This is a genomic window from Bacillus sp. FSL K6-3312, from assembly GCF_038007485.1.
GTDB lineage: Bacteria > Bacillota > Bacilli > Bacillales > Bacillaceae > Bacillus > Bacillus pumilus.
The window spans coordinates 3,085,451-3,109,577 of sequence record NZ_JBBOXI010000001.1 but is presented as its reverse complement, the minus strand read 5'-3'; the positions used below and the strand labels follow the sequence as shown (position 1 = coordinate 3,109,577).

At 42.0% G+C, this 24,127-nt stretch carries 22 protein-coding genes; 18 read left to right on the top strand and 4 right to left on the bottom strand.

From position 1 onward, the window contains the following. Nucleotides 1–139: 139 nt before the first annotated feature. Both MHI11_RS16335 and MHI11_RS16330 read left to right on the top strand, forming a co-directional pair. Nucleotides 140–1,468: a Na+/H+ antiporter family protein gene (locus MHI11_RS16335; RefSeq protein ID WP_044140834.1), complete on the top strand. Its 1,329-nt coding sequence runs from the start codon at nucleotides 140–142 to the stop codon at nucleotides 1,466–1,468. A 159-nt stretch (nucleotides 1,469–1,627) separates the two neighbouring features. After that, nucleotides 1,628–2,404, top strand: a complete 777-nt coding sequence (locus MHI11_RS16330; protein ID WP_340961571.1) for a sporulation protein — start codon at nucleotides 1,628–1,630, stop codon at nucleotides 2,402–2,404. A 69-nt stretch (nucleotides 2,405–2,473) separates the two neighbouring features. On the opposite strand, the gene MHI11_RS16325 is transcribed toward MHI11_RS16330, so the two are convergent. The 3 genes from MHI11_RS16325 to MHI11_RS16315 form a co-directional block, all read right to left on the bottom strand. After that, on the bottom strand, nucleotides 2,474–3,070 hold the full coding sequence (locus MHI11_RS16325) for a biotin transporter BioY (RefSeq protein ID WP_340961569.1): 597 nt from the start codon (nucleotides 3,068–3,070) through the stop codon (nucleotides 2,474–2,476). Nucleotides 3,071–3,185: 115 nt separating this feature from the next. After that, nucleotides 3,186–4,322 carry an alanine dehydrogenase gene (ald, locus tag MHI11_RS16320; RefSeq protein ID WP_044140831.1) on the bottom strand — a complete coding sequence of 379 codons (1,137 nt, stop codon included), beginning with the start codon at nucleotides 4,320–4,322 and terminating at the stop codon, nucleotides 3,186–3,188. A 110-nt stretch (nucleotides 4,323–4,432) separates the two neighbouring features. Beyond that, the gene (locus tag MHI11_RS16315; RefSeq protein ID WP_044140830.1) at nucleotides 4,433–5,662 is read right to left on the bottom strand and encodes a PucR family transcriptional regulator; all 1,230 of its coding nucleotides are present in this window, start codon (nucleotides 5,660–5,662) and stop codon (nucleotides 4,433–4,435) included. A 405-nt stretch (nucleotides 5,663–6,067) separates the two neighbouring features. Between MHI11_RS16315 and MHI11_RS16310 the strand changes: the two genes are divergently transcribed. From MHI11_RS16310 to MHI11_RS16275, 8 genes are all read left to right on the top strand, one after another. Continuing rightward, entirely contained in the window at nucleotides 6,068–6,361 is a 294-nt protein-coding gene (locus MHI11_RS16310) for a WXG100 family type VII secretion target (protein WP_003213769.1), read from the top strand. Between the two features lie 95 nt (nucleotides 6,362–6,456). Continuing rightward, nucleotides 6,457–6,696, top strand: coding sequence for an EsaB/YukD family protein (locus MHI11_RS16305; protein WP_003213579.1), 240 nt, complete (start codon nucleotides 6,457–6,459; stop codon nucleotides 6,694–6,696). Nucleotides 6,697–6,710: 14 nt separating this feature from the next. Continuing rightward, on the top strand, nucleotides 6,711–8,024 hold the full coding sequence (essB, locus tag MHI11_RS16300) for a type VII secretion protein EssB (RefSeq protein WP_340961566.1): 1,314 nt from the start codon (nucleotides 6,711–6,713) through the stop codon (nucleotides 8,022–8,024). Between the two features lie 51 nt (nucleotides 8,025–8,075). After that, nucleotides 8,076–12,551: a type VII secretion protein EssC gene (gene essC, locus MHI11_RS16295; protein WP_340961564.1), complete on the top strand. Its 4,476-nt coding sequence runs from the start codon at nucleotides 8,076–8,078 to the stop codon at nucleotides 12,549–12,551. Next, on the top strand, nucleotides 12,548–15,445 hold the full coding sequence (gene esaA, locus MHI11_RS16290; RefSeq protein WP_106067666.1) for a type VII secretion protein EsaA: 2,898 nt from the start codon (nucleotides 12,548–12,550) through the stop codon (nucleotides 15,443–15,445). The genes essC and esaA overlap by 4 nt, the downstream gene beginning before the upstream one ends. Then, entirely contained in the window at nucleotides 15,435–15,920 is a 486-nt protein-coding gene (gene essA, locus MHI11_RS16285) for a type VII secretion protein EssA (RefSeq protein WP_034620111.1), read from the top strand. The genes esaA and essA overlap by 11 nt, the downstream gene beginning before the upstream one ends. A gap of 99 nt (nucleotides 15,921–16,019) precedes the next feature. Beyond that, a complete protein-coding gene (locus MHI11_RS16280; protein WP_189282620.1) occupies nucleotides 16,020–16,763 on the top strand; it encodes a (S)-benzoin forming benzil reductase in 744 nt (247 codons plus the stop codon). 145 nt (nucleotides 16,764–16,908) lie between these two features. Then, complete coding sequence (locus MHI11_RS16275) at nucleotides 16,909–17,442, top strand: HD domain-containing protein (RefSeq protein ID WP_106029264.1); 534 nt, start codon at nucleotides 16,909–16,911, stop codon at nucleotides 17,440–17,442. Here the strand turns inward: MHI11_RS16275 and MHI11_RS16270 are convergent. Further along, complete coding sequence (locus MHI11_RS16270; RefSeq protein ID WP_340961559.1) at nucleotides 17,439–18,923, bottom strand: esterase/lipase family protein; 1,485 nt, start codon at nucleotides 18,921–18,923, stop codon at nucleotides 17,439–17,441. The two genes, MHI11_RS16275 and MHI11_RS16270, sit on opposite strands and share 4 nt — an antisense overlap. A 182-nt stretch (nucleotides 18,924–19,105) precedes the next feature. On the opposite strand from MHI11_RS16270, the gene MHI11_RS16265 reads away from it, so the two are divergent. From MHI11_RS16265 to MHI11_RS16230, 8 genes are all read left to right on the top strand, one after another. After that, nucleotides 19,106–19,342, top strand: a complete 237-nt coding sequence (locus MHI11_RS16265) for a YuzF family protein (protein WP_003213721.1) — start codon at nucleotides 19,106–19,108, stop codon at nucleotides 19,340–19,342. 185 nt (nucleotides 19,343–19,527) lie between these two features. After that, entirely contained in the window at nucleotides 19,528–20,631 is a 1,104-nt protein-coding gene (locus MHI11_RS16260; RefSeq protein ID WP_003213254.1) for an AI-2E family transporter, read from the top strand. Between the two features lie 71 nt (nucleotides 20,632–20,702). Next, nucleotides 20,703–20,924 carry a spore germination protein gene (locus MHI11_RS16255; RefSeq protein ID WP_003213446.1) on the top strand — a complete coding sequence of 74 codons (222 nt, stop codon included), beginning with the start codon at nucleotides 20,703–20,705 and terminating at the stop codon, nucleotides 20,922–20,924. Nucleotides 20,925–21,024: 100 nt separating this feature from the next. Further along, nucleotides 21,025–21,246, top strand: coding sequence for a spore germination protein (locus tag MHI11_RS16250; protein WP_340961557.1), 222 nt, complete (start codon nucleotides 21,025–21,027; stop codon nucleotides 21,244–21,246). A 96-nt stretch (nucleotides 21,247–21,342) separates the two neighbouring features. After that, complete coding sequence (locus tag MHI11_RS16245) at nucleotides 21,343–21,591, top strand: YueH family protein (protein ID WP_034660684.1); 249 nt, start codon at nucleotides 21,343–21,345, stop codon at nucleotides 21,589–21,591. A gap of 27 nt (nucleotides 21,592–21,618) precedes the next feature. After that, nucleotides 21,619–22,026: a YueI family protein gene (locus MHI11_RS16240; RefSeq protein ID WP_044140823.1), complete on the top strand. Its 408-nt coding sequence runs from the start codon at nucleotides 21,619–21,621 to the stop codon at nucleotides 22,024–22,026. Between the two features lie 60 nt (nucleotides 22,027–22,086). Then, the gene (locus MHI11_RS16235; protein ID WP_012011112.1) at nucleotides 22,087–22,638 is read left to right on the top strand and encodes a cysteine hydrolase family protein; all 552 of its coding nucleotides are present in this window, start codon (nucleotides 22,087–22,089) and stop codon (nucleotides 22,636–22,638) included. Nucleotides 22,639–22,655: 17 nt separating this feature from the next. Continuing rightward, nucleotides 22,656–24,125 carry a nicotinate phosphoribosyltransferase gene (locus MHI11_RS16230; RefSeq protein ID WP_058013789.1) on the top strand — a complete coding sequence of 490 codons (1,470 nt, stop codon included), beginning with the start codon at nucleotides 22,656–22,658 and terminating at the stop codon, nucleotides 24,123–24,125. Nucleotides 24,126–24,127 lie beyond the last annotated feature (2 nt).

The following is a 24,127-nucleotide window of genomic DNA, read 5'->3' as shown; positions in this document are numbered from 1 at the left end:
GATGAGGCTCTGCCAAATGGCGGGGCCTTTTTTGTGTAGGACAAACGCCATTTGACGTAGTATTTTTTCTATGGTAACATACGTTGGTACTTTAATTATCTACTACATTAGTAAACTAAAGGATTTCGGGGGTTTCACCATGAATGCAGTTGTTTTAGCGGTTGTTTTAATGTTGATATTAAGCTTGCTGCGGGTCAATGTCGTGATTGCGCTGGCACTTGGTGCTTTAGCTGGCGGACTTGCGGGTGGATTAGGCCTGGGAGGAACAGTGGAAGCCTTTACTGACGGGCTCGGAGGAAATGCGACAGTGGCGATTAGTTATGCGCTTTTAGGGGCATTTGCTGCGGCGCTGACAAAAACGGGTCTTCCAGATGCCATGGTTGAAGGAGCAGTGAAGCTTTTAGGAAAAGAAGGCGACTCAAGAAGAAAAACATTATCAAAAGTACTGATCATTCTTGTGATTTTGATCGTATCTTGTTTTTCACAAAACGTCGTTCCTGTTCATATTGCCTTTATTCCAGTCTTAATTCCGCCATTATTAAAAGTGTTTAACGAGCTTCAAATTGACCGTAGACTGCTAGCGTGTGTCATGACCTTCGGACTCACTGCACCATATATTTTACTTCCAGTCGGTTTTGGACAGATTTTCCACGGAATGCTCCGTGACAATATGAAGGATGCAGGTCTAGCTGTGAATTTAGCAGATATTCCATATGCCATGCTGATCCCTGTTGGGGGGATGGTGCTAGGATTGATCGTCTCCCTTTTCATGTATCGTAAGCCAAAAGTATATGAGAATCGCGATATTACAGATGTAGAGAAATCAGCTTATACGACAAAAAGTCTATTCTTTGCCGGTCTTGCCATTCTCGTGTCCTTGATTGTCCAGCTTTATCTGTCTCAAAGCCTTGGCGTGGAAGGGATGATCTTCGGTGCACTTGCAGGACTGCTTGTCTTGTTTGTGACCGGAATGATGAAACGCGATGAAGCAGATCAACTGATTACATCTGGAATGAACATGATGGCATTTATCGGTTTTGTCATGCTTGTTGCGGCTGGATTTGCCAACGTTTTAACCAAAACAGGAGACATTGAAACGCTTGTTAAAGCATCTTCACAATTTATCGGCAACAGCCAAAGTCTTGCGGCCATTTTAATGCTGCTTGTGGGTCTGCTTGTGACAATGGGGATCGGATCATCATTTGCCACGATTCCGATTATTACGACCATCTTTGTTCCACTTTGTTTACACCTTGGATTTAGTCCAATGGCGACCATTGCCATTATTGGTTCAGCTGCGGCTGTTGGGGATGCAGGTTCACCTGCAAGTGACAGTACGCTTGGACCGACATCTGGATTGAACATGGATGGACAGCATCACCACATTTGGGGTACATGTGTCCCGACTTTTATCTATTATAATATTCCTCTTGTTCTATTCGGCTGGCTTGCGGCGATTATCCTGTAAGATGAAAAGCTTGTAGAGAAAACGATGATGTTTTTTCTATAAGCTTTTTTGTTGTTCACAAGCGAAAAAATAATTAGGACTAAAGTATGTATTAAATGAATCTTTCTTCCTCTATTTTACGTATATATGCTGATAAAAATGAAAAGGGGAAGATGGGACATGTCATTTTTTAAAAAGCTAGCGGCAAGTGCAGGGATTGGTGCGGCAAAGGTAGATACCATTTTGGAGAAAAACGCTTATTATCCTGGACAAGAGGTAAGGGGAACTGTCCATGCAAAGGGCGGAAAAATCTCTCAGGACATCCGCTATATTGATGTTAAGATTCAAACACAGTATGTGATTGTGCAAGATGATGAAGAGCGTCGAAAATATGTGGATATCTTTTCTTTACGGGTGACGGATTCTTTTACCATCCAGCCTGGCGAAAAACACGAATTTCCGTTTTCATTTATTCTTCCGATTGATACCCCGATGACTATTGGAAAAGTAGAAATTGCCGTAGTGACAGACCTTGATATCCAAGGCGGAATTGATAAATCTGATTATGACCGTATTTTTGTGGAAGCACATCCTTGGGTGAAAAATGTACTGGAAGCAACTAGTCATCTAGGCTTCCACTTGAACGAAGCGGACTGTGAACAAGCGCCTTACTTCCAGCGTCGTCTGCCATTCGTTCAAGAATTTGAGTTTATTCCGACATCAGACTACTATCGTTATATGCTTGATGAGCTAGAGCTGATTTTTCTGATAGATGAAGGCGGCTTAGACATTGTGTTTGAAGTCGACCGCAGAGCAAGAGGACTCAGAGGGTGGCTTGAGGAGATGTATCATGATGGAGAACAGCTTGTGCGCTACCGCTTCAGTCCATCAGATCTTGAAAATGTAGAAGTGCTTGTAGGGATGCTAGAAGGAATCATCGATCAATACGCTGAGTAATGATGAAAAAAGAGCCTAAATGAAGAGAGGCTCTTTTCTCTATGTTCAACTTGTAGATGATGTCTGCCCTTATGATGCGGCTTGTTGTTTTCGAAAGGACGTGGCTTTTGAAACAGAGCGATAAATTTTAGGTGCTAGCATCGCAAGCAATATCGTCAATGCGTAGTCTTTCACCATAAACCAGATCATAAAGAACCACGTGGTTTGATAGGAAATGGGTGCATTCAGCCACACATTTAATGCGAGATAAGTATAAGTCGTTCCAATCACATACATGACGGTCGTACCTGCAATAGCTGCAAGCAAAAAGCGGCCAAAGTCAGGATTTTTTCTTTTTTCTAAAATGAATCCAGCTAACCAAGCAGCAGGAATATACGATAAGACAAAACCACCGCTTTTACCTAAAATCACCCCAAAGCCTGCTGAGAACTGTGCGAATACAGGTGCGCCAGCAATTCCGACCAAGGCATATACAATCATAGCTAATGCACCAAGCCGTCTGCCGAGCAAAAGACCAGCAAGTACACAAAAAAATGGCTGCATCGTAAGTGGAATTCCGCCGACTTGCAAAAACGGCACAATGGATGTGATATTGGCTCCAATCGCCATGAGTGCAGCAAACATTCCGACTAACACAAAATCAGCGGTTCTTGTTTTCTGTTGCATGATGTTTCCCCCTGTCTTATCTGTACAAATAGATTAAGGGGATGAGGACTGTTTGTCAACCTATTTTTATCATTGGTTAACAATAAAACCCGCCCTTTAAAAGGGCGGGTCTGTATTAAGCTTCTGTCATAGAAGACGCATCGATCGCTTGATGAACTGGCACATAATCATAGCCGAGATCACGAGCGACGGCTTCATATGTGATATGTCCGTTCATGACATTGACACCTTCTGCGATGGCTTTGTTTTCTTGAATGGCTTTTGCAGCGCCTTTATGAGCAATTTGCAGTGCGTATGGTACGGTGACATTCGTTAAAGCAACAGTCGATGTCCGTGGAACTGCTCCAGGCATATTGGCGACAGCATAATGTAAAATACCGTGTTTTTCATAAGTAGGTTGATCATGTGTTGTGATATGATCTATGGTTTCGACAATGCCGCCTTGGTCAATGGCTACGTCTACGATGACGGAACCGGGCTTCATTTGCTTCACCATTTCTTCCGTCACAAGCGTTGGTGCTTTGGCACCTGGGATCAGTACCGCACAAATGAGAAGGTCTGCCTCACTGACTGAATCGGCGATGTTGACGGGGTTAGACATTAACGTTTTCATTTGATGACCAAATTGATCGTCCAGCTGACGTAAGCGTTCTGCGTTTACGTCAATAAGAGTGACATCTGCGCCAAGTCCAATCGCCATTTTCGCTGCGTTTGTTCCAACAACACCGCCGCCTATAATCGTGACCTTCCCTCTTGATACCCCTGGTACGCCTGCGAGCAAGATGCCTTTACCGCCTTTTGGCTTTTCTAAAAATTGTGCACCGATTTGGGCGGCCATTCTGCCTGCCACTTCAGACATAGGTGTTAAGAGAGGGAGTGATTTTCCGTCCGTTACAGTTTCATAAGCAATAGCTGTGACGCCTTTTTGTTTTAAAGCTTCAGCCAAGGAGGGCTCTGCAGCAAGATGCAGGTACGTAAATAAGATGAGTCCTTCTCTGAAATATGAATATTCCTCAGGTAATGGTTCTTTTACCTTCATGATCATATCAGAAGATGCCCACACATCTTTCGCTTGATCAAGAATTTCTGCACCAACAGATACATAATCGTCATCAGTGAATCCGCTTCCAAAACCAGCGTTTGTTTCAATCAAAATCTGATGTCCAGCTGAAAGTAATTGAGAAGCTGCTCCTGGTGTTAATGCCACTCGGTTTTCATTGTTCTTAATCTCTTTCGGAATGCCGATGATCATGTTTATTCCTCCCATGCTTATCTATTCATATTGTATGTCTAGTGTATCCCGAATGTTTAAAAAATGCTTCGGTTGAAATAAAAAATAAAAAAACGCCTCTTTGTGAAATTTCACAAATGGACGTTTTTTAGCTTCATATCAAGGTATATGGTCATTTTCTCATTCATGTTTTTTAAATCGATTTCTGCAATGTCTGTAATGCGTTTTAATCTGTAATTCAATGTATTGATGTGGATGTTTAATTGCTTTGCCGCAATATTGGCATTGCTGTCACAGTCAATAAATCGTTCAAGGGTTTCGACTAGGTTGGAATGGTGCCTCAGGTCGTAATCTTCCAGCTTTGATAATGAGTAACTGGAGTAAGATGAGCCCCTTCGTTTTTCAGCGAGGACATCTAAATATTGATAAATACCAAGTTCAGAAAAACTGTGTAAACGTTCGGTTTCAACAGGGAAGCGCTCTTTTGTTTTTAATACAGCGAGTGCTTCTTTATAGGATGGCTGAATATGAGAGATGTTATCGTAAATTCCACCAATCGCTGCTTGAACGTGATGGATATGATAACGGTCAGACAGCTGCTGCAGCATGCCACTTGTGAATTGTTTAATATCCTGCAGCGGGTGCTCTGTTTTTGGTGAGACAAGAATAATGAATTCGTGAAAATCAACAGTCGTTAACAGCACTTGGACTTGCTGCGTTGTTTCAAGCAGATAAGATAGCTTTTTTTCTGTGTCCTCTGTGAGTTCGTCACGAAGGCGGAAGATGATGATGGCATAAGTGTCTGGACATCTGATGCCGAGTCTTAAAAATAGGTCGAGCATCTCATCCTTTTCATGAATATGACCTGTGAGCATCTTCCAAAAAAGCTCCTGATTGCGTACTTCTGTTTTCGTTTTGCGAATTTGTAAGTTAAGTAATTTGTTTTTAACAGCATGTGCTGCCATCTTCAGAAGGTCCATGTCTTCTTCTGAAAAAGGCTGTGTGGATTCAATCGCCCAGATAAATCCGAGTACTTCTTTGTCCTTCCAGATTGAAATGGCAACCCTGCTAGATAAACCCACCTCTGCAATTTGAGGGACACGAAGCGGTTCGTCTGTTTTAAGGAGTGTAGGAATGATGCCGTCCTTCCAAAGCCGATTAATGACCTTTTCCGGTACGCGGCGGGAGATAATGGTTGAAGTTCTGGCGGGATCAGTAAAATCATTATGTGTGCTATAAGCGAGCAATCGATGATGCGTATCTTCTATAGTAATAGGGCAATTGAGCACATCACTAATTTGGTCTGCCACATCCTCTAAACGATCAAGACTATACTTAAATGGATCCGTCTTTTTTGTCATAAAAACCCCTGCTTTTTCGAATATTTCACGTACTTACATTATGAAGAGAAAGAGGTACGTAAATCAATAACAAAATGCCATAAATTTAAAAAAGAGATCGCTATGAGAAGCGAGCGCATCGATGCTGAAAGAAGGCGAAAAAGAAATAGTACAATAATAATGTAGTAATAAATCAATAGGCGGAAAGATTCAGTGAAGTGTGTCTACACTTATTAAGAATATATGACCAAAAAAATGTTAAATACTAGATAAAAAGCGAAAATACAGTAATTCTATAGACTCATTTTGTAAAATAAAAACAGATTTGTTTGACTGTGTATCATTTCTGTTTTTATAATAATAACGTCAAAAAATAAGTGGATTAGCCCATTATATGGCGGCTATGCACGGGAGGTAATGAGGAATATGTCAGGAATTATTCGTGTAACCCCAGAAGAACTAAGAGCGACCGCTAAGCAATATGGTGTTGAAAGTCAAGAAGTGTTAAACCAAGTTGATCGTCTAAATAGAATGATCTCAGATTTAAAAGGAATGTGGGAAGGTGCTTCTAGTGAAGCATTTGCTGATCAATACGAGCAGTTAAAGCCTTCATTCATCAAAATGTCTGATCTATTAACAGATGTCAGCAATCAGCTTGATCAAACGGCAAATACACTTGAAAGCACTGACCAAGACATCGCCAGCCAAATCCGCGGCTAATCAAAGGGATTTCCTTTCTAAGTGTGAAAAGCAGAAAAAGCGCCGAGTCTGTCAATGGATGCCGGCGCTCTTTCTATTTTGTGAGGTGGAAATTTGTGTATATCGATATTACCATCGACTTAAAAAATTATGATGGCAGTGTGTTTGATTTGAGACTATCAAATTATTTACATATTAAACAAGTCATCCATATCGCCTGGCAGGCAAAACAAATCTCACTTCCTAAGCGAGAAGGCGGCTGGGTGCGAGTAGTCAATAAGAAAGCTGTGTTTTCAGGCGAATATAAGCTGTCAGACTGTGGAATCACCACAGGAGACAGGCTGGAAATACTATGAAAGGACTTTTGTAAATGGCAGATAAAAAGAGTTCCTATTTAGAAGAACAATTAGAAGCAGTGATGAAAAAAGAGGGCGTAACCTACAGCTTCATTTTTCAAAGAGAGACCATTAAACTCTTAGACGGTTTAGAAGCGGCACCAATCAAAGACATCAATCCTTCATTCAAAAAAGAGATTCAATTAACTGAAGATGAGGTCATTATTTCTATTCAACCGCCTCCTGCCTATCAGGAATTTCGTTTCATCCATGCGAAGGATGAAAAAAGCAAATGGATTTTTTCATACCAGCTTGTCGATGCAGTGTGCAAACACGACGTGAAGCGGCTGCATCCTATTGTTTCTCCTGAAAACATTGTTTTTCATCAAGGCTTAGCTCCTGCACTTTTGCATTACGGCGTCAAAGAAAGCATCCCGCCATATGAAACGGATGAGCATCGTCTGTTAAAAGAGGTCAAAGCCGTCATTCTTCGAGTGGTGGACCATGAATATCAGTTTCAAGAATATGTGGCTTACAGCGAGACGCTGAAATTATCTGAACTGGCAAAAGAGATCAACGAAACGCAGTCTCTGGAAGAATTGTCTGCCCTGATTCAGCAAAAGATCGAAGCGATTGAAACGAAAGAGAAAACGCTATTGACCATTCCGAAAAAGAAATGGAAGGTCGAACGATATGTCGGACTAGGTCTGCTTGTCCTATTAATCCCTGCATTGGTGTACACCATTTACACCTTCTTTTTTGCGATGCCGAAACAAGAAGCGTATGTCGAGGCAAACAAATATTATCTCAACAAACAGTACAGCCAAGTGGTGGATACGTTAGAAAAATATTCAGCCAATCAAATGCCGGTCTCTCTTCAATATGAACTGGCCATTTCGTATGTACAAACAAATCAAGGCAATCTGTTACTCGATCAGCATAAAAAAGAAATCACAGATACATACACATTACAGACTGATCCGCAATATTTCCTTTTCTGGATTCATATCGGACAAGGCAATAGCAAGGAAGCACTTGATATTGCACGTGTACTTGGAGACGACCGGTACATATTTACGGCACTCGTCGCCTACCGCAATGACATTCAAAACGATGACAGTCTTTCTGCAGAAGAAAAACAAAAACAGCTAGATCCAATTATTAAGGAAATGGCGAAATATGAAGAAAAAGAAACAACGGAGACAAGCACCAATGACTCCTCGGGCGCAAGCCAAACAGATGAAACAGCTGAACAAAAAGAGCAGTCAAAAGCCGATCAAGAGAAAAAAGAGAAAGAATCTGAAGCGAAAAAGAAAACCTCTCAGACGAAAAAAGATGAGAAAAAATAATTCTTTCGATACAACTGACAGTTGGTGCTGTCCCATGAGGAGGTGGAGCGTTTGAGTCTTCTTTGGGTTTTTTATGAGGAGGATTATCAAACCGTCCGTTTAGACGAGCAGTTCAATCGAGAAGCTGTGATTGGACCTGAAATAGAGCATACGGTGACAATCCCTTCACTTTCGTTTGATGAAGGGGTCATCCGTTTAACTCCCGATGAACCGAATGATGGCTTTTCCATTTATCAGGGTGAAAAGAAGAAAGGCACATTGCTTCCACATGAACCATATAAGCTTAATACACTGACACTTATTTTAATGGAAGCACATCATGATCAACACATTTATTACCTAGGAAATAGAGTCGAGCTGTCTTTTTCACGTGAGAACAAAGATGAGATCGATGTGTGGAAAGAACAAGCGCATTCTATGTTTCAAGATGCGAGCCAGTTTACTTTGGAGAAAATCGAAGGAACTTGGTATGTCATGCCTCAGGACGAAACTATTTATGTGAACGGGAAAAAAATTCACGGTCCAGAGACAATTGATGCTGGAGATGAGCTGTTCTGGAACTTTCTAACGGTGACATTGAAAGATGATGATTTATTGCAGGTGACTGCATATGAACCATTTCAAACACGTTTGGAAAAAACAAGAGCACCAAGCACAGAAACAAAACAAAAATATCCTTTATATAGACGAACACCACGTTTAATTTATGATCTGCCAGATGACCGGGTTTCCTTTAGCTTTCCTTCGCAGGAGAGCGAAAATAACAGCAGAGGGCTCTGGCTTGTTGTCCTCCCGCCGCTTGTGATGCTTCTTGTGATGGGAATTGTCGCTCTTATCCAGCCGCGCGGAATCTTTATTGTCGTGTCGATGGCGATGTTTATCATGACATTAATCACATCGTCTGTTCAATACTTTAAAGAGAAATCACAACGCAAAAGACGGGAAGAGAAACGGCAACGAGTCTATTCTCTTTACTTAGAAAATAAACGAAAAGAGCTGCAAGAGCTTTACGACCGCCAGCAATATATTTTGACGTATCATTATCCGTCATTTGAAGAAATGAAGTATTTAACGTCAGAAATTAGCGGCCGAATTTGGGAAAAAACACTTGTGAGTGATGATTTCTTGCAGCTGCGTCTTGGGACGGGCGCAGTTCCGTCAAGCTATGAACTATCGATGAGCGGCGGTGATATGGCCAATCGTGATATCGATGACTTAATGGAACAAACGCAGCACATGCAACAGGTCTATCGTGAAGTGAAGGATGTACCTATCACATTCGGTCTTGCCGATGGCCCAACTGGATTGATTGGAAAGCCAGCCATTGTAAAAAAGGAGCTTCATCAGCTTGTCGGACAGCTTGCTTTCTCGCATAGCTATCATGATTTAAGATTTGTGTTTATTTTTCATGAGCAGGAGTATGAGAATTGGGAATGGATGAAATGGCTTCCGCATTTCCAGCTGCCTCATACATACGGCAAAGGGTTTATTTACAACGAACAAACACGCGATCAGCTGTTGTCCTCCATTTATGAAATTTTACGTGAGCGTGATCTAGAAGAAGAAAAAGAGAAGAAGATCTTTACGCCTCACTTTGTGTTTATCGTGACAAATCATGAGCTCATTGCGGAACATGTGATTTTAGAATATTTAGAAGGCAGCCGAACTGACCTTGGCATCTCCATTATTTTTGCTGCTGAAACAAAGGAGAGCTTAGCTGAAAACATCTCGACGCTTGTCCGTTATATTAACGAGGAAGAAGGAGATATTCTCATTCAGCACAAGAAAGCCGTCCGAATTCCATTTCAGCTTGATACACATGAGCGCAGGGACAATGAGCTATTTGCCAGAACGCTGAGAACATTAGATCATCAAGTTGGCATGACCAATTCGATTCCTGAAACGGTCTCCTTCCTTGATCTTTTTCATGCCAAACAGGTAGACGAGATTGGCATTCGTGAAAAGTGGCTCACATCAGAAACGGCTAAATCACTCTCTGTGCCAATCGGTTATAAAGGAAAAAATGACATTGTGGATCTGAACCTGCACGAAAAAGCACACGGCCCGCACGGCCTGTTGGCGGGAACAACAGGATCAGGGAAAAGTGAATTTTTACAGACGTACATTTTATCGCTCGCTGTACACTTTCACCCGCATGAAGTCGCTTTCCTATTGATTGACTATAAAGGAGGCGGAATGGCGCAGCCGTTCCGGAATATTCCTCATTTACTTGGTACGATCACCAATATTGAAGGCAGTAAGAACTTTAGTGAAAGAGCGCTTGCCTCAATTAAAAGTGAATTGAAGAAAAGACAACGCTTGTTTGATCAATATCATGTGAATCACATCAATGATTATACGAAGCTCTATAAGGAGAAAAAGGCTGAACAGGCAATGCCTCATTTATTCTTAATCTCTGATGAGTTCGCTGAATTAAAAAGTGAAGAGCCCGACTTTATTAGAGAGCTTGTCAGTGCGGCACGTATCGGCCGAAGCCTCGGGGTTCATCTCATTTTGGCTACCCAAAAACCAGGTGGGGTGATCGATGATCAGATTTGGAGTAACTCCCGCTTTAAGGTCGCATTAAAAGTACAAGATGCGTCAGACAGTAAGGAGATATTGAAAAATAGTGATGCGGCGTCTATTACCGTTACAGGCCGCGGCTACTTACAAGTAGGAAACAATGAAATCTATGAATTGTTCCAATCAGCTTGGAGCGGTGCGCCTTATATGGAAGATGGCTACGGATCAGAAGATGACATTGCCATTGTGACTGATACTGGACTTATTCCGTTATCTGGGGTAAGTACAGAGCCGGCTGTGAAAAAGGAGACAGTGTCGGAGATTTCTGCTGTTGTGGATGAAATTGAACGTATGCAGCAGGAGCTTGGGATTGAGAAGCTCCCAAGTCCTTGGCTTCCACCGCTCGAAGAACGGATTCCAAAATCACGTTATGCGTCAAGTGAAGAGCATGTCTTCCATTTTGCGCTTGTCGATGAGCCAGATCAGCAAAGCCAGCATCCACTTTCTTATCACATGATGGAGGATGGGAACATTGGTATCTTTGGTTCCTCCGGCTACGGAAAATCACTTGCTGCCACAACACTGCTCATGAGCTTTGCGGAGAGATATTCACCTGAAGAATGGCATGCGTACATTTATGACTTCGGAAACGGAACATTGCTTCCGTTAGCCAAACTGCCGCACACGGCGGATTATTTCTTAATGGATCAAATGAGAAAGATTCAAAAGTCGATGACGCGTCTGCGGGAAGAAGTTGAATACCGCAAGCGGTTATTCAGGCAGCAAGAAATGAGTCATATCAAAATGTACAACGCCTTAAATGAGAAAAAGCTCCCATTCATTTTCATCGTGATCGACAACTTTGACATTGTCAAAGACGAAATGCATGAACTTGAATCTGAATTTATCCAGCTGAGCCGTGATGGTCAATCATTAGGAATTTACTTCTTGATTACAGCGACTCGGGTAAATGCAGTCCGCCAATCTCTTATGAACAACTTGAAAACAAAGGTCGTCCATTACTTAATGGATCAAGGAGAGGCGTACTCGATTATTGGCAGACCGAAATTTAGCTTAGAGCCGATTCCGGGGCGAGTCATTATCAACAAAGAAGAGCTTTACTTTGCACAAATGTTCCTACCAGTTGAAGGAGAGAACGATCTCGAGCTGTTTGAGCATTTGAAACAAGAGATTCAGCTTCTTCATGATCGCTTTGAATCAGCTGAAAAACCAAAACCTGTACCAATGCTTCCTGATAAACTAACCATTTGGGAGCTAGAGAATCGCTTAGAAGAACAAAAACAGCCTTATGACATTCCAGTCGGACTAGATGAGGAATCTGTTGCTCCTGTTTACTTTGACTTGAAGAAGAATAAACACTGCCTCATCATCGGTCAAACGCAGCGAGGGAAAACAAATGTGACAAAACTGATGCTTGATCAGCTTTTAGCAGCAAAACCTGAGAAGCTGGCCGTCTTTGATTCGATTGATCGGGGTCTCTCTCATTATGCAAAAGAAGAGAACATTGATTACCTTGAAACAAAAGATGATATCACCGAATGGGCAGAGGAAATAGACCGTTTATTCAAGGTGCGGGAAGAGATGTACGTCGAAGCTGTGCGCCGGGGAGAGACTGATCAGTTGTCGTTCCCTCAAATTGTGCTTGTGGTTGATGGCATTACGCGTTTTCAGCAGACAATCGACCCGCGTCTTCAAGATCAATTGGCTGATTTCATGAAATCATATGCGCACCTAGGCTTTAGCCTGATCGCATCAGGAAATCATACCGAATTCAGTAAAGGCTATGATGCACTCACAAACGAAATCAAACAAGTTCGTCATGCCATGTTACTCATGAAAAAATCAGAGCAAAACATCATACCGCTTCCGTATGCAAGACAAGAACCAGACATTCAGCCAGGCTTTGGATATTTGGTTGAAAACGGGAAAGAGAAGAAAATCCAGGTTCCTTTATGTGCGGTAGAAAGGAAGAGTGTTCAATGACAGAGCAGCAAAAAAGCTCCATCAAAATCGTATCGACCATGATATTGATTCTGGTTCTGCCGGTTTTATTTTTCCACCTTATTGGAGATGATCCGGCAAAACAGAAAAAGAATGCCACGCGTAATATTGCTGTGGTCAATGAGGATATGGGAGCGAGCGAAAGTGAAAACACCGCTCGTTTCGGACAGGATGTCGTGGCCGCATTATCAGAGCGTCCAGATTATACATGGACCGTAGTGAACCGCAGTGCGGCGGAAAATGGACTGAAAAGCAGAAAGTATGACGCTGTCCTCTATATTCCGTCTGATTTCTCTAAAAATGTGCTGAGCTATGATAAAGATCATCCTGAAAAGGCATCCATTCAATTTTCCATTCAAGATCAGCTCAATTCAGTCAATAAAGAGAAAGTGCAAAGAGAGCTGGAAAATGCGCAAAAGAAAATGAATGAACAGATGTCGACTTTATACTGGAGTTTTGTATCACAGGAAATCGGCAATGTCAGAGAAGAGTTTGAGCATATTGTCGGCAAAGAAGTCGAATTCCAAAACACGATGTATAACTTCTATAAGCCAAACTCAAACAAACTATCAGACGCCGTTCAGCAGCAGAAGAAACAAATAGAAGAATTAAAAAATGCGATGACCGACTCGCAGAAACAGTATAAAGACGGTCTGACTACAACAGAAGAAGCAAAGAACCAGTTAAAGGACTTTGTGAAAGTAGTCGATCAGTACCAGCAGTATCAAGACAAACAAAAGGACCTCTTGATCAAAGCGCAATCGACAAACCAAAAACAAATCCAGCAGGGGCTCAAACAGCTCGCTGATATCCAAAACCAAAATGCCCGCAGCTTTAGTGATCAGATGGGCGGACTCAAAACAGACATCAACGGGGTACAAAGTCAGCTGAACACAACGGACAGCGCCATCCAATCTGTTCAAAAGTCAAGAGAAGAAGCCATTCCTAAGCAATCAACGGGATTAACGGATCTTGTGATAGCGTCTCAGAAGGAACTAATTAAAAACTATGAAGAGCGTTACTTAGAATACTATCGAAATAAGATATCATCCTTGCAGACAAAGCTATTGGCAAAAAGGCAAGAGTTGATGGACGAGCCTGAGCCGCCAGTTGATTCTGAAGATGACGGGCCATCAGATCAAGATAATGAAAACCCAGAAGAGATTGGGATTAACCTAGATGAAGAAACAAATGAGCTCTCACAAATTTCAATAGAAATGAACGACCTTGCGGATCAATTAGGAGAACAGGAGACACCGCCTTCGGCTGGAGATGGGGAAGAAGGTGAAAGTGGTGAAAATCCTGCTCAGCCAGATAGCGGTAGCAAGGATTCATCGCAGGATGACCTAAAAGCACTCTCAACTCGCTTAGATGAAGTGAAAAAGAAAATTCAAGAAAAAGCTTCCGCTCATAATGACGAATTGAAAGACAAAGTGAGTCAAATGAGTAAAGAGCTTGAGAAACTTACGAAAAAAGTAGAAAAGCTTGAAAAGATGTTCCTATGGTTACAAGATCGATATAATGTGATTCCAAATGAAATCAAAAATCAGGAATCCACTATTTTAAGTAAAGTAAAAGAGCTGAAGGGCAGAAACTCACCGATTGGTGAAGCTTTTAATGACAATCTTTTTGAGAAAAAGTTCGAAACAAAATCAACAAGAACTAAAAAATTAATGGAGTATTCCAATCAACTCTCTCAGCTAGAGCTGATGATCGCAAATGTCTATCAACCATCTAATAACTCTTCTTTATATGACGCAAAAGAAGAGAATATCCAGTCCATCCTCTCCATCAAAAAAGAGGAAACAGACAACTGGGATACGCTCAAAAAACAAATGCTGACGTCAAACGATGATGTGTCTACTTTTATTGATGAGATGCAGAAGTTTTCAGATGGCTATGCAGAATACATTTCGACTCAGCAGGCAAGCATGGAACAGGAATTAAACACAATTTCTGAAAGTGCGGACAATGTTGCGGAGCAAATGGCTGATCAAGGAGATGCAGTGTATACGGCAGACCTTGCAGGCAGTTCTATTGTTGTCAGTGCGCAGGATTCAATTGGTCAGGAAGTGCTTCGACTTTCTGAAAATATGAGTTCGTTAACCGACCGCCAAAAAGGGGTGGCGGATTATACGAATAATATTGAAGAGAGTGTGACAACAGTTCAAGAAAAAGCGGATACGCTGAATGAAAACTGGAGCAAGAATGTTCATTCCACGAAGCTTGTTCAGCAAGATTTGAAAGGTATTTTAGGAAACACATTAAGTGATCAAGGCAACAGCAACTATGTGTATAATCACTTAGCCAATCCGCTGAAAATTAGCGGTGATGTACCAGAAGAAAAAACGCAGACTGTACCGCCAGTGGTCATTTTGGTCATTGTGATGATCAGTAGTTTGTTAATTGGCTTTTTCAGCTCGTATTATGCGGCAGCGCCGATCCTGGTTAAAGGTGCACTGTTTGGCATCTTAAATCTATTAGTCGGACTCATGATCAGCTTGTTCGGACTGAACATTTACAAGCTTGCAGATGATCAAGCGATTCAGTGGTCCATTTTCACGATCTTACTATTAGTGGCTTGTTCCGCCTTTATTCGCACGGCGTTCCTTTTCGGCTCTATTGCCGGATGGATGGCAGCAACGGCGCTTATTTTCTTCTTTGTCGCACCATTAATTGATTTGGTGATGCCGAATTTCCATTTCACAAATCCAGTGACAGACGTGTACCTGTCCATCCAATATGGAAATGGAGATCACTTTGGAATGGGTGTTATAGGATTAGTGATTTTAACTGTCCTCTTCATGGCCATCCCGCTTGTGACAAAGCTATGGAAAGATAAAACGGAGGAACGTGATGTGACTCATGAGGCTTAATCTGTTCGTGAAAGGGATGGCACTTGGTGTCATGTCCCTTTTTCTCCTCATTCCTGCTGCTTTCGCTGCTGGTGAAGATACGGATACAAATGTCAAGCCGAATGAATATCAAGAAAAAGAGCTCAATATTAACTCAAGTATATTGAGGGATCAAACGAAATACGAACAAAGTAAAAAGACATCAACAGTTAAAACAGACATTCATTTTGCTGAACCGCCTAAAACTCCGGGAGGGTCTCTTTCTCCGCAGCTTTTCAGTGATCTAAAAGAGAACCCGCCCAAAACATCAGCTCACATGATGGAAGAGATGAATATCTCTTTTCGTGATGCCGCTGTATCGGCACCTTCTGGAGATGATTATGAGAAGCAGTCATCCGCACTGCTTCCGATCATCTTTGGTTTCTTAATCGTCTTTGGCATCGTTGTGATGTTTATTCTAATTCCAAAGGTGAATGTGAAGGCTGAGAAGAAATAGCCTGTCTCTTTAAAAAGAGGCAGGTTTTTCTTTATGCAGATTGCTTGAAGTCGTACCGTTTCCATACGTAAAATAGAGTTATCAAGGGAGGAGATTGTCATTCGAATTTCAATCGTTACAGGCGGATCAAAAGGATTTGGCCTAGCACTTGTGAACCGGCTGCTCTCACGCGGAGATCATGTGTACACGGCAGCAAGAAGTGCATCACCGATTTCTCATCCGAAGCTTACACATACACAGGTCGATCTGACAGATGAGCAAGCAGCAGCCAAATGGCTTCAAGATTGTCTCACGCCGCAAACACTGGCAGCAGCTGATGACATCTTATTCGTTAATAATGCAGGCATGGTGACACCAATCAAGCGTGTGGGGCAAGGCGGACAGGATATGCTTCATCAGCATTATACGCTGAATCTATTGATTCCTGTTTTGCTGAGCCATGTGTTTGTTAAGCATACTCAATCATTTAATGGAAAGAAATCGATTGTTCACCTTTCTTCTGGAGCGGCGAAAAATCCTTATAAAGGCTGGAGTGCGTATTGCAGCTCAAAGGCAGGACTTGATATGTTTATGAGGACTTTGCATGAGGAACAGCAGGACGAGGCGTATCCAATCAACACGTTTTCGTTTTCTCCGGGCACAATTGATACAGATATGCAGGGAGAGATTCGGAAATCATCAAAACAGGACTTCGAACAAATTGATCGTTTTCAGCAATTATATGAAACAGGTACTTTGAAGAGTCCAGATGAAGTCGCAAGTATTTTGCTCGATCTTTTAGCAGATGATCCAGCTGGCGGCTGCGTATACGATGCACGTGACTATGTGAAAAAGCAGTCATAACGACTGCTTTTTTCCGTCTTGTACAAGCAAAACCGGCTAATTTGACATAAGCTAATCTTGAGACTCATAGAAAATATAACAGAACATTTGAGTTTCTTTTCAGAATATGTTAGGATGCTAAAAATATAGATAAGGAGGGGTTTCCATGAGAAAGGTTACATTAATGGATGTTTACACCCATCCAGTTGCTCAAAAGTATTTAAATCGTTCAGGAAAAGCCCATGCGATTGCTTGTGCTTATCACGCATTCAAGCTGGCGATGAAGGCTGGGATTAACCCAGATCTGGCTGTGAAAGCAGCGCTCTTACATGACATTGGCCATTATGAATGGTATACAGCCGGCGGAGAGTGGGATTACGAGACATATAGACGAAATGATATTCATGCCATTAAAGGTGCAGAGCGGGCACATAAACTGCTCATACGGCTCGGGGAGGAACCAAAAGCAGCCAAAGATATTGCACTTGCGATTCTGCTTCATACAGATTCCTATTTGCCAGAGGGCGACCTTCATAAGGACACACTTCAACAAATTGTGAAGAAAGCAGATGAAATGGATGAAGAGCCTGGCGGACACCACCATTACAGACAAATAGACGAATCACTCGCAATGAAAAAAATGGCCGATTTGGATCAGAAAGTGCAACAGGCACTTCAGCCCATGAAACGCTCTGTTTAATATGGAATGTCTCCATGAATCGTTCCGTGCTGATCAACATACAATGTGCGAATAACGGTACGGTTAAACGCAGATGTCCCTGACGTAGTGAGTCCAGTGTATTGCACCGTGACGGAATAAGCACCTTTTTTTTTCAATTGAATAGCTGATGAGCTACTTGTTTTCAGTGGATGATCCTTTTGTGCGTCTTTAAAGTAATTGGTTTCCACAGATTTGCTTAACCGTTTAATAAGACCGCTTGAATGGGTCGATGCACCCTCTGACTTCGAAGCAGCTTCTTTAATTTCTTCATTTAATGGTGAATCAAAGGTTACAAGCAGCAGATAAGGAGCTCTTTTTCCTGAGTTCGATTGAATCGTCCATTTTCCAGGAACGGGTTTATTGATTTTCACATGGTGTGAATATGCGCCTTCATATGGGAAAGATGCTTCCGATGTCTTAAGGTTTGTTAAGACATCTCCATTTGGGGCAATGATTTCGGGCTGCGTCTCCTGCCTTTCATTTAACCACTGGATCGATAAGCCATTCGTTCCTTCCTCTACATAGAACGCTTCTGTTTGATCCTTTTCACTTTCTCCACCTTTCACATAAACATCTGTATTGAGCTCAGCAGAAACGGGCTCTTGTTCCTCTTTATGTTTATTTTCAGCGCTCGCGGCATTTGCCAGCAGCTGATGCTGGAACACAGGAAACATACTTGTGCCGTTTTTGATTGAATAGTGATCCCATTTTCCGGTTAAAATATTGTTTGCATATGATAGTTTTGTGCTGTTTACCGTGACGGCACCATCATTTGTACCAAAGCTCTTTAAATACATGCCGCCTAAATACAGCGCACCGCCAAATGTTCCCCATTCCGAACCAGAGTAGGTGACATATTTATTGGGGAACGCCTCTAGCTGGTCCGTTTCACTTCGAAAAGCCGCCATTAGACCGGTTTGCAAAGAATAAAGCGCGTCGCTTTTTTGTCCAAGAATTTCCGCAAGCCAGCTTCCGCCCTTGCTATATGCTAGATCCGCAAGCGGTGTCCCGTTATGAGGAGAGCCGAGAGTAATGACTTTTTCCACATAGGGATGGGCTTTGAAATACACCAGGGCGGACTGTGTATCGACCCCTCCTTTACTATGACCAATCACAATGAGTTTTCTACCAAACGCATCATAGATTTCTTTGAGCTTTTCCGCTAATAGTTTGCCGTTCTTTTTCATGTCCTGATCTGGGTGCAAATCTATGAATGCGCTTTCGTATCCGTTCAAAACAGCCTGCTTTGCCATATCGTTTCGATTGGACCAAGTGGAGGAGGAGCTGTTAATGCCATGAACAAAAACAAGTGGTGGTTTTGACCCGTCTTTTTGAATGGGCTCTTCTCCTTTAAACCACTTTCCTGGCGTCCCTGGGGGATCTCCAATTGTCCCTGCATACGCATAACTTGCAGAGGATAGAAAGAGCATGACAGCAACAATACAAATGAGTTTTTTCAAGACAATTCACCTCTTCAAATGATTTAAATTGTTGGCAGCACCAATCTATTATACTTCTAAAAAATGTAAAAACGTATCAATTGTTAAAATATGGTATTAATGTTATGGGGTTGCCATGAGTGACATTCACATGGGTTCATGCATACGCTGTGGGTAAATACACAAGTAAAGGGGCGGGTAGTATGGCACAACAAGGAAGTCCGCAGCTTGTTTCATTAGTTGATCCATATGTTTATCAAACATTGCAGAAAGTGGTCGGTATGAGATTAATTGTGCAAACAGTGAAAGATACGGTCCGTGGGAAATTGAAGGAAGTCATGCCGGATCATATTGTGATAGAAGCGGGGGCCAAATCAGTTTTTTATGTGCGGATCCAGCAAATCGTGTCGGTGATGCCTGATCACAGTGAAAGAGTGTAACAAGCAGACGCATAGGTGTCTGCTTTTTTTCATGCTTATAGAATGTATATCTGGGAAAAGTGCATGATATACCAATTGTTCTTTTTTTTTCAAAAAATGAGGTTCTAAAAACAAGAAGCAGTTGACAGAAGGTGGGTTGAATAGTAGTTTTTTAATAAGATCAATATGTAACAGGAGGAGCATCTTTGTTAAAATCTAAAGTTCATTTTTGGACATTCCAAATATTACTTGTTTTACTCATTGTGTATGTATCAACAAAGGTTTCGTTTTTATTTCAGCCGATTATTTTATTTGCGTCAACACTGTTTGTCCCTATCTTGCTGGCAGGTATTCTCTTTTTCATTTTTAATCCAATTGTGCGATTCTTGTCCAAGAAGATTCCTAGGTCACTCGCCATCCTGATTATTTATCTCCTGTTCATCGGACTCATCACATTCATCGTCAATGCTGCCGGACCTGTCATTGTCACGCAGTTAGGCGGACTTGTCAAAAGCTTCCCTGGATATGTGACGGACATGCAGAAATTTATCAATGACTTTTCGCATTCTAAAACATTTACTTGGATGATGAGCCAAGATTATGTGTCTGTCTCAAAGTTTGAACAGACGGTCGTTTCGACATTAAAGGCATTACCGGAAAACATTGCTTCAAGCATGTCTGCGGTGTTTGGCGTGATTGCGAATATTGCCTTAGCCGTCATCACAGTTCCATTTATTTTATTTTATATGCTGAAAGACGGGCATAAGTTTCCGGACAAGCTCGTTCAGTTCTTACCAATGCCTTACCGCAAGGAAGGGCTCAAGATCTTCAAAGAATTAAACGACACGCTCGCAGCCTACATACAGGGGCAGATTATTGTCTGTTTGTTTGTCGGAGTCGCTTGTTTTATTGGATACTTATTAATTGGTGTGAAATATGCGCTTATTCTCGGTATTATCATTGCGGTCACAAATGTGATTCCATACCTTGGACCATATCTTGGAGCGGCACCAGCTGTGCTGATTGCCTTTCTTGATTCGCCTGGAAAAGCAGTGGTGACAGTGATTGTGATTCTTGTCGTGCAGCAAATTGACGGAAATGTCATTTCTCCATTGATCATTGGGAAACGCCTGAACACACATCCTTTGACCATTATCCTGTTATTAATTGGGGCAGGAAGCTTTGGTGGCATCCTTGGCATGATCTTTGCGGTTCCTGTCTATGCACTGCTCAAAGCCATCACCCTGAATATTGTCAGATTGGTTCAGCTGCGTCAGCGGTCTCGTAAAGAACAGCATTTAAACGTCTAAGGCAGGGCAAATGCACAACTTTTCCCTTTCTGCATAAGATGATTGACATAAGCAGATAGGGGGAGATTCTGATGCCTGCCATCGTTGGACCTATTCATATCGAGTCATTAGGAGGAAATGGTGCAGCTACTTTCGGTGATGTACTGGCCATTGCTCCTTTAGCTGTAGACCACTCGACTGGCGGGGCTGGAGCCTTTAATTCAGGTGATTATATGTCTCTTACAAGTGATCCAAATGCGACGATGCTTTGGGACTTCACATTGTTTGGCCAGCCTCAATCATTTAATGCATAGAAAGACAGCTGATGCTCACATATCAGCTGTCTTTTTTATGTTGGATAGACACGTATTTTTCTCATAGGCATATGATGAGGGGAGTAAAGGTGGTGGAAAGATGCCAGCGATTGTTGGGCCTATTCATATTGACCGTGTGATTGGAAATGGTTCTGCACATTTCGGTGATGTTTTTGCCATTTCGCCAAAAAGTGTCGATCACTCTGCCGGTGGATCAGGTACGTATAATGCAGGTGACTTCGCCCAATTTTTTAACAATCCAAACGTCACATTTGTTTGGGATTCAGATCTTATTAGTCAGCAGAAGAGCTTCAATGCGTAGCCAGCTTTGAAAGGGAATTCCTTTTCTGAAGCTGTCTTTTTTTATGGTACAATGGATATGGATGTAAGAAGAAAAAAGAGGTGTGAACAGAGTCAAATGAAAATTAGAAAAGCACACATCACAAGCCGGCAACCAAAGACCTACAATGTATATTTACATGAAAATAAAAAAGAATATAAAACGCTTGTTGCCGTACCTGATATTGAATGGAGTATCTCCATTGCGTACGAGGACGAAAAAGAGCAGCTGATCCATACGCTCGAGCAATCCTTAATGGAAAGAGCAGAAACAGACGAAGCCCGTGAACTTGCACTAAAGATTGTGCACTGGGTCACAGAAATGTAAATTTTAAAACCAGGAGTGAAAACAGCGATGAAAGAAGAATCCGTAGACTTTTATTTGCAGCAAGGGATATTTGGACATGCTGAAACAAAACCCGATGAACGAAGAATGTTTCTCGGTTCATTAAGAGAACGAGCGCTTCTTGCCCTGACAAAGGGACAGGTATCACGAAATAAACCGTATCAAGAGGTCGAACAAATATTAAAGGTCAACCGTCAGGCCACTGTTCTTTTAAATGGTGAGTTGTCCTATGCTTCTTATTCTCAATATGTGAAAATGGCTAATGCCGCTGGATGTTCCTTTAAAGTGGTGAATCATCATGAGGCACATTCACCTTTTGGTCTTGTGATAGAGCTGCCGAATGCGGTCAATCAAGAGCACATCTATATAGAAGATGAGCTGTTTCAAAAGGCTTTTGCTCACGAATCTGTTGAATAGGTTTCCCTAGTGAAATGAATAAGCTATAATGAGTCAAAAGAGCATATGGGAGAGATGCGGATGGGCAAAGCATTGATTTGTATTGATTATACCGTTGATTTTGTTGCAGACGATGGAAAATTGACATGCGGAAAGCCTGGACAGGCGATTGAGCCTAAGATCACAGAGATCACTTCTTCTTTTATTGATGAAGGGCACTTTGTCGTCTTTGCAGTCGATCATCATGAGGAGCAAGACCCTTATCATCCAGAGACAAAGTTATTTCCGCCCCATAATATTCGCGGGACAAAGGGAATTGAACTTTATGGCAAACTAAGTTCACTATTTCACACGTCAAAGCATTTAAAACATGTCTACTATATGGAAAAAACAAGATACTCTGCTTTTGCAGGCACTCAATTAGAAATGAAACTGCGCGAGCGTGGCATCACTGAACTTCATTTAGCCGGCGTATGTACCGATATTTGTGTACTTCATACAGCTGTTGATGCGTACAATAAAGGCTTTGAACTTGTGATTCACGAGAATGCTGTAGCGAGTTTTAATGAAGCGGGGCACGAGTGGGCACTTTCTCACTTTGAGCAGTCGCTTGGTGCGAAAGTGGTTAAGTAAGGGAAGGAGAATGGAAGTTGGAGCATCGGTTTATTGACGACAGTTTATCACTACATACAGACCTTTATCAAATTAACATGGCAGAAACGTATTGGAGAGACGGCATTCATGAGAAGAAGGCAGTGTTTGAACTCTTCTTCAGAAAGCTTCCATTTGACAATGGCTTCGCTGTATTTGCTGGTTTAGAGAAAGCGATTGAATATTTATCGGACTTCTCCTTCACCGAAAGTGATCTAGCGTATTTAAAAGACGAACTTGGTTATAAAAGCGATTTCATTGATTATTTAAGCGGGTTGTCCTTTACAGGCTCCCTTCATTCAATGCGGGAAGGCGAAATTGTCTTTGCAAATGAACCGATTATGCGCATCGAGGCAACGCTAGTAGAAGCGCAGCTAATCGAAACCGCCTTGCTGAATATTGTGAACTTCCAGACGCTGATTGCAACAAAGGCAGCTCGGATTAAAGGAATCATTGAAGACGAGACAGCACTAGAATTTGGAACAAGACGTGCACATGAAATGGATGCAGCAATGTGGGGAGCAAGAGCGGCACTCATCGGCGGCTTTCAGGCGACAAGTAATGTTCGTGCTGGGAAACGCTTCAACATCCCAGTGTCAGGAACACATGCTCACGCACTTGTACAAGCATACCGTGATGAATATACGGCATTTAAAAAATACGCTGAAACCCATACAGACTGTGTCTTTTTAGTCGATACGTATGATACCGTGAGATCCGGTATTCCGAATGCCATTAAGGTAGCGAAAGAATTCGGAGACAAGATCAACTTTATTGGTGTCAGACTTGATAGTGGTGACCTTGCCTACTTGTCTAAAAAAGCTAGAACGATGCTGGATGAAGCTGGATTCCATGACGCAAAAATCATTGCATCAAGTGATCTCGATGAACATACCATCATGAATTTAAAAGCACAGGGTGCCAAAATTGATGTGTGGGGTGTTGGAACAAAACTGATCACAGCATTTGATCAGCCAGCTCTCGGTGCAGTGTATAAGCTTGTGTCCATTGAAGAGAATGGTAAGATGAATGACACCATCAAAATTTCATCCAACCCAGAGAAAGTGACAACACCAGGACGTAAACGTGTGTACCGCATTATCAACCAATTGAATCATCACTCAGAGGGTGACTACATTGCGCTCGAAGAGGAAGATGTTCATAGTGAGGATAAGCTGAAAATGTTCCACCCTGTGCACACATTTATCAGCAAATTTGTCACAAACTTTGTGGCGAAGGATCTACATGTCCCGATTTTCGAACAAGGAAAACTTGTATATGACAATCCGGATATTCAAACGATTCAAGCCTATGTGCAGGAGAGCCTCGGACTTTTCTGGGAGGAATATAAACGAATCAGCAAACCAGAAGAATATCCAGTCGATTTGAGTCAAAAATGCTGGGATAACAAGATGCAGTTTATCCATGACGTGAAAAATAAAATTAAACTAGAGCTTTATGAAAGCTAATG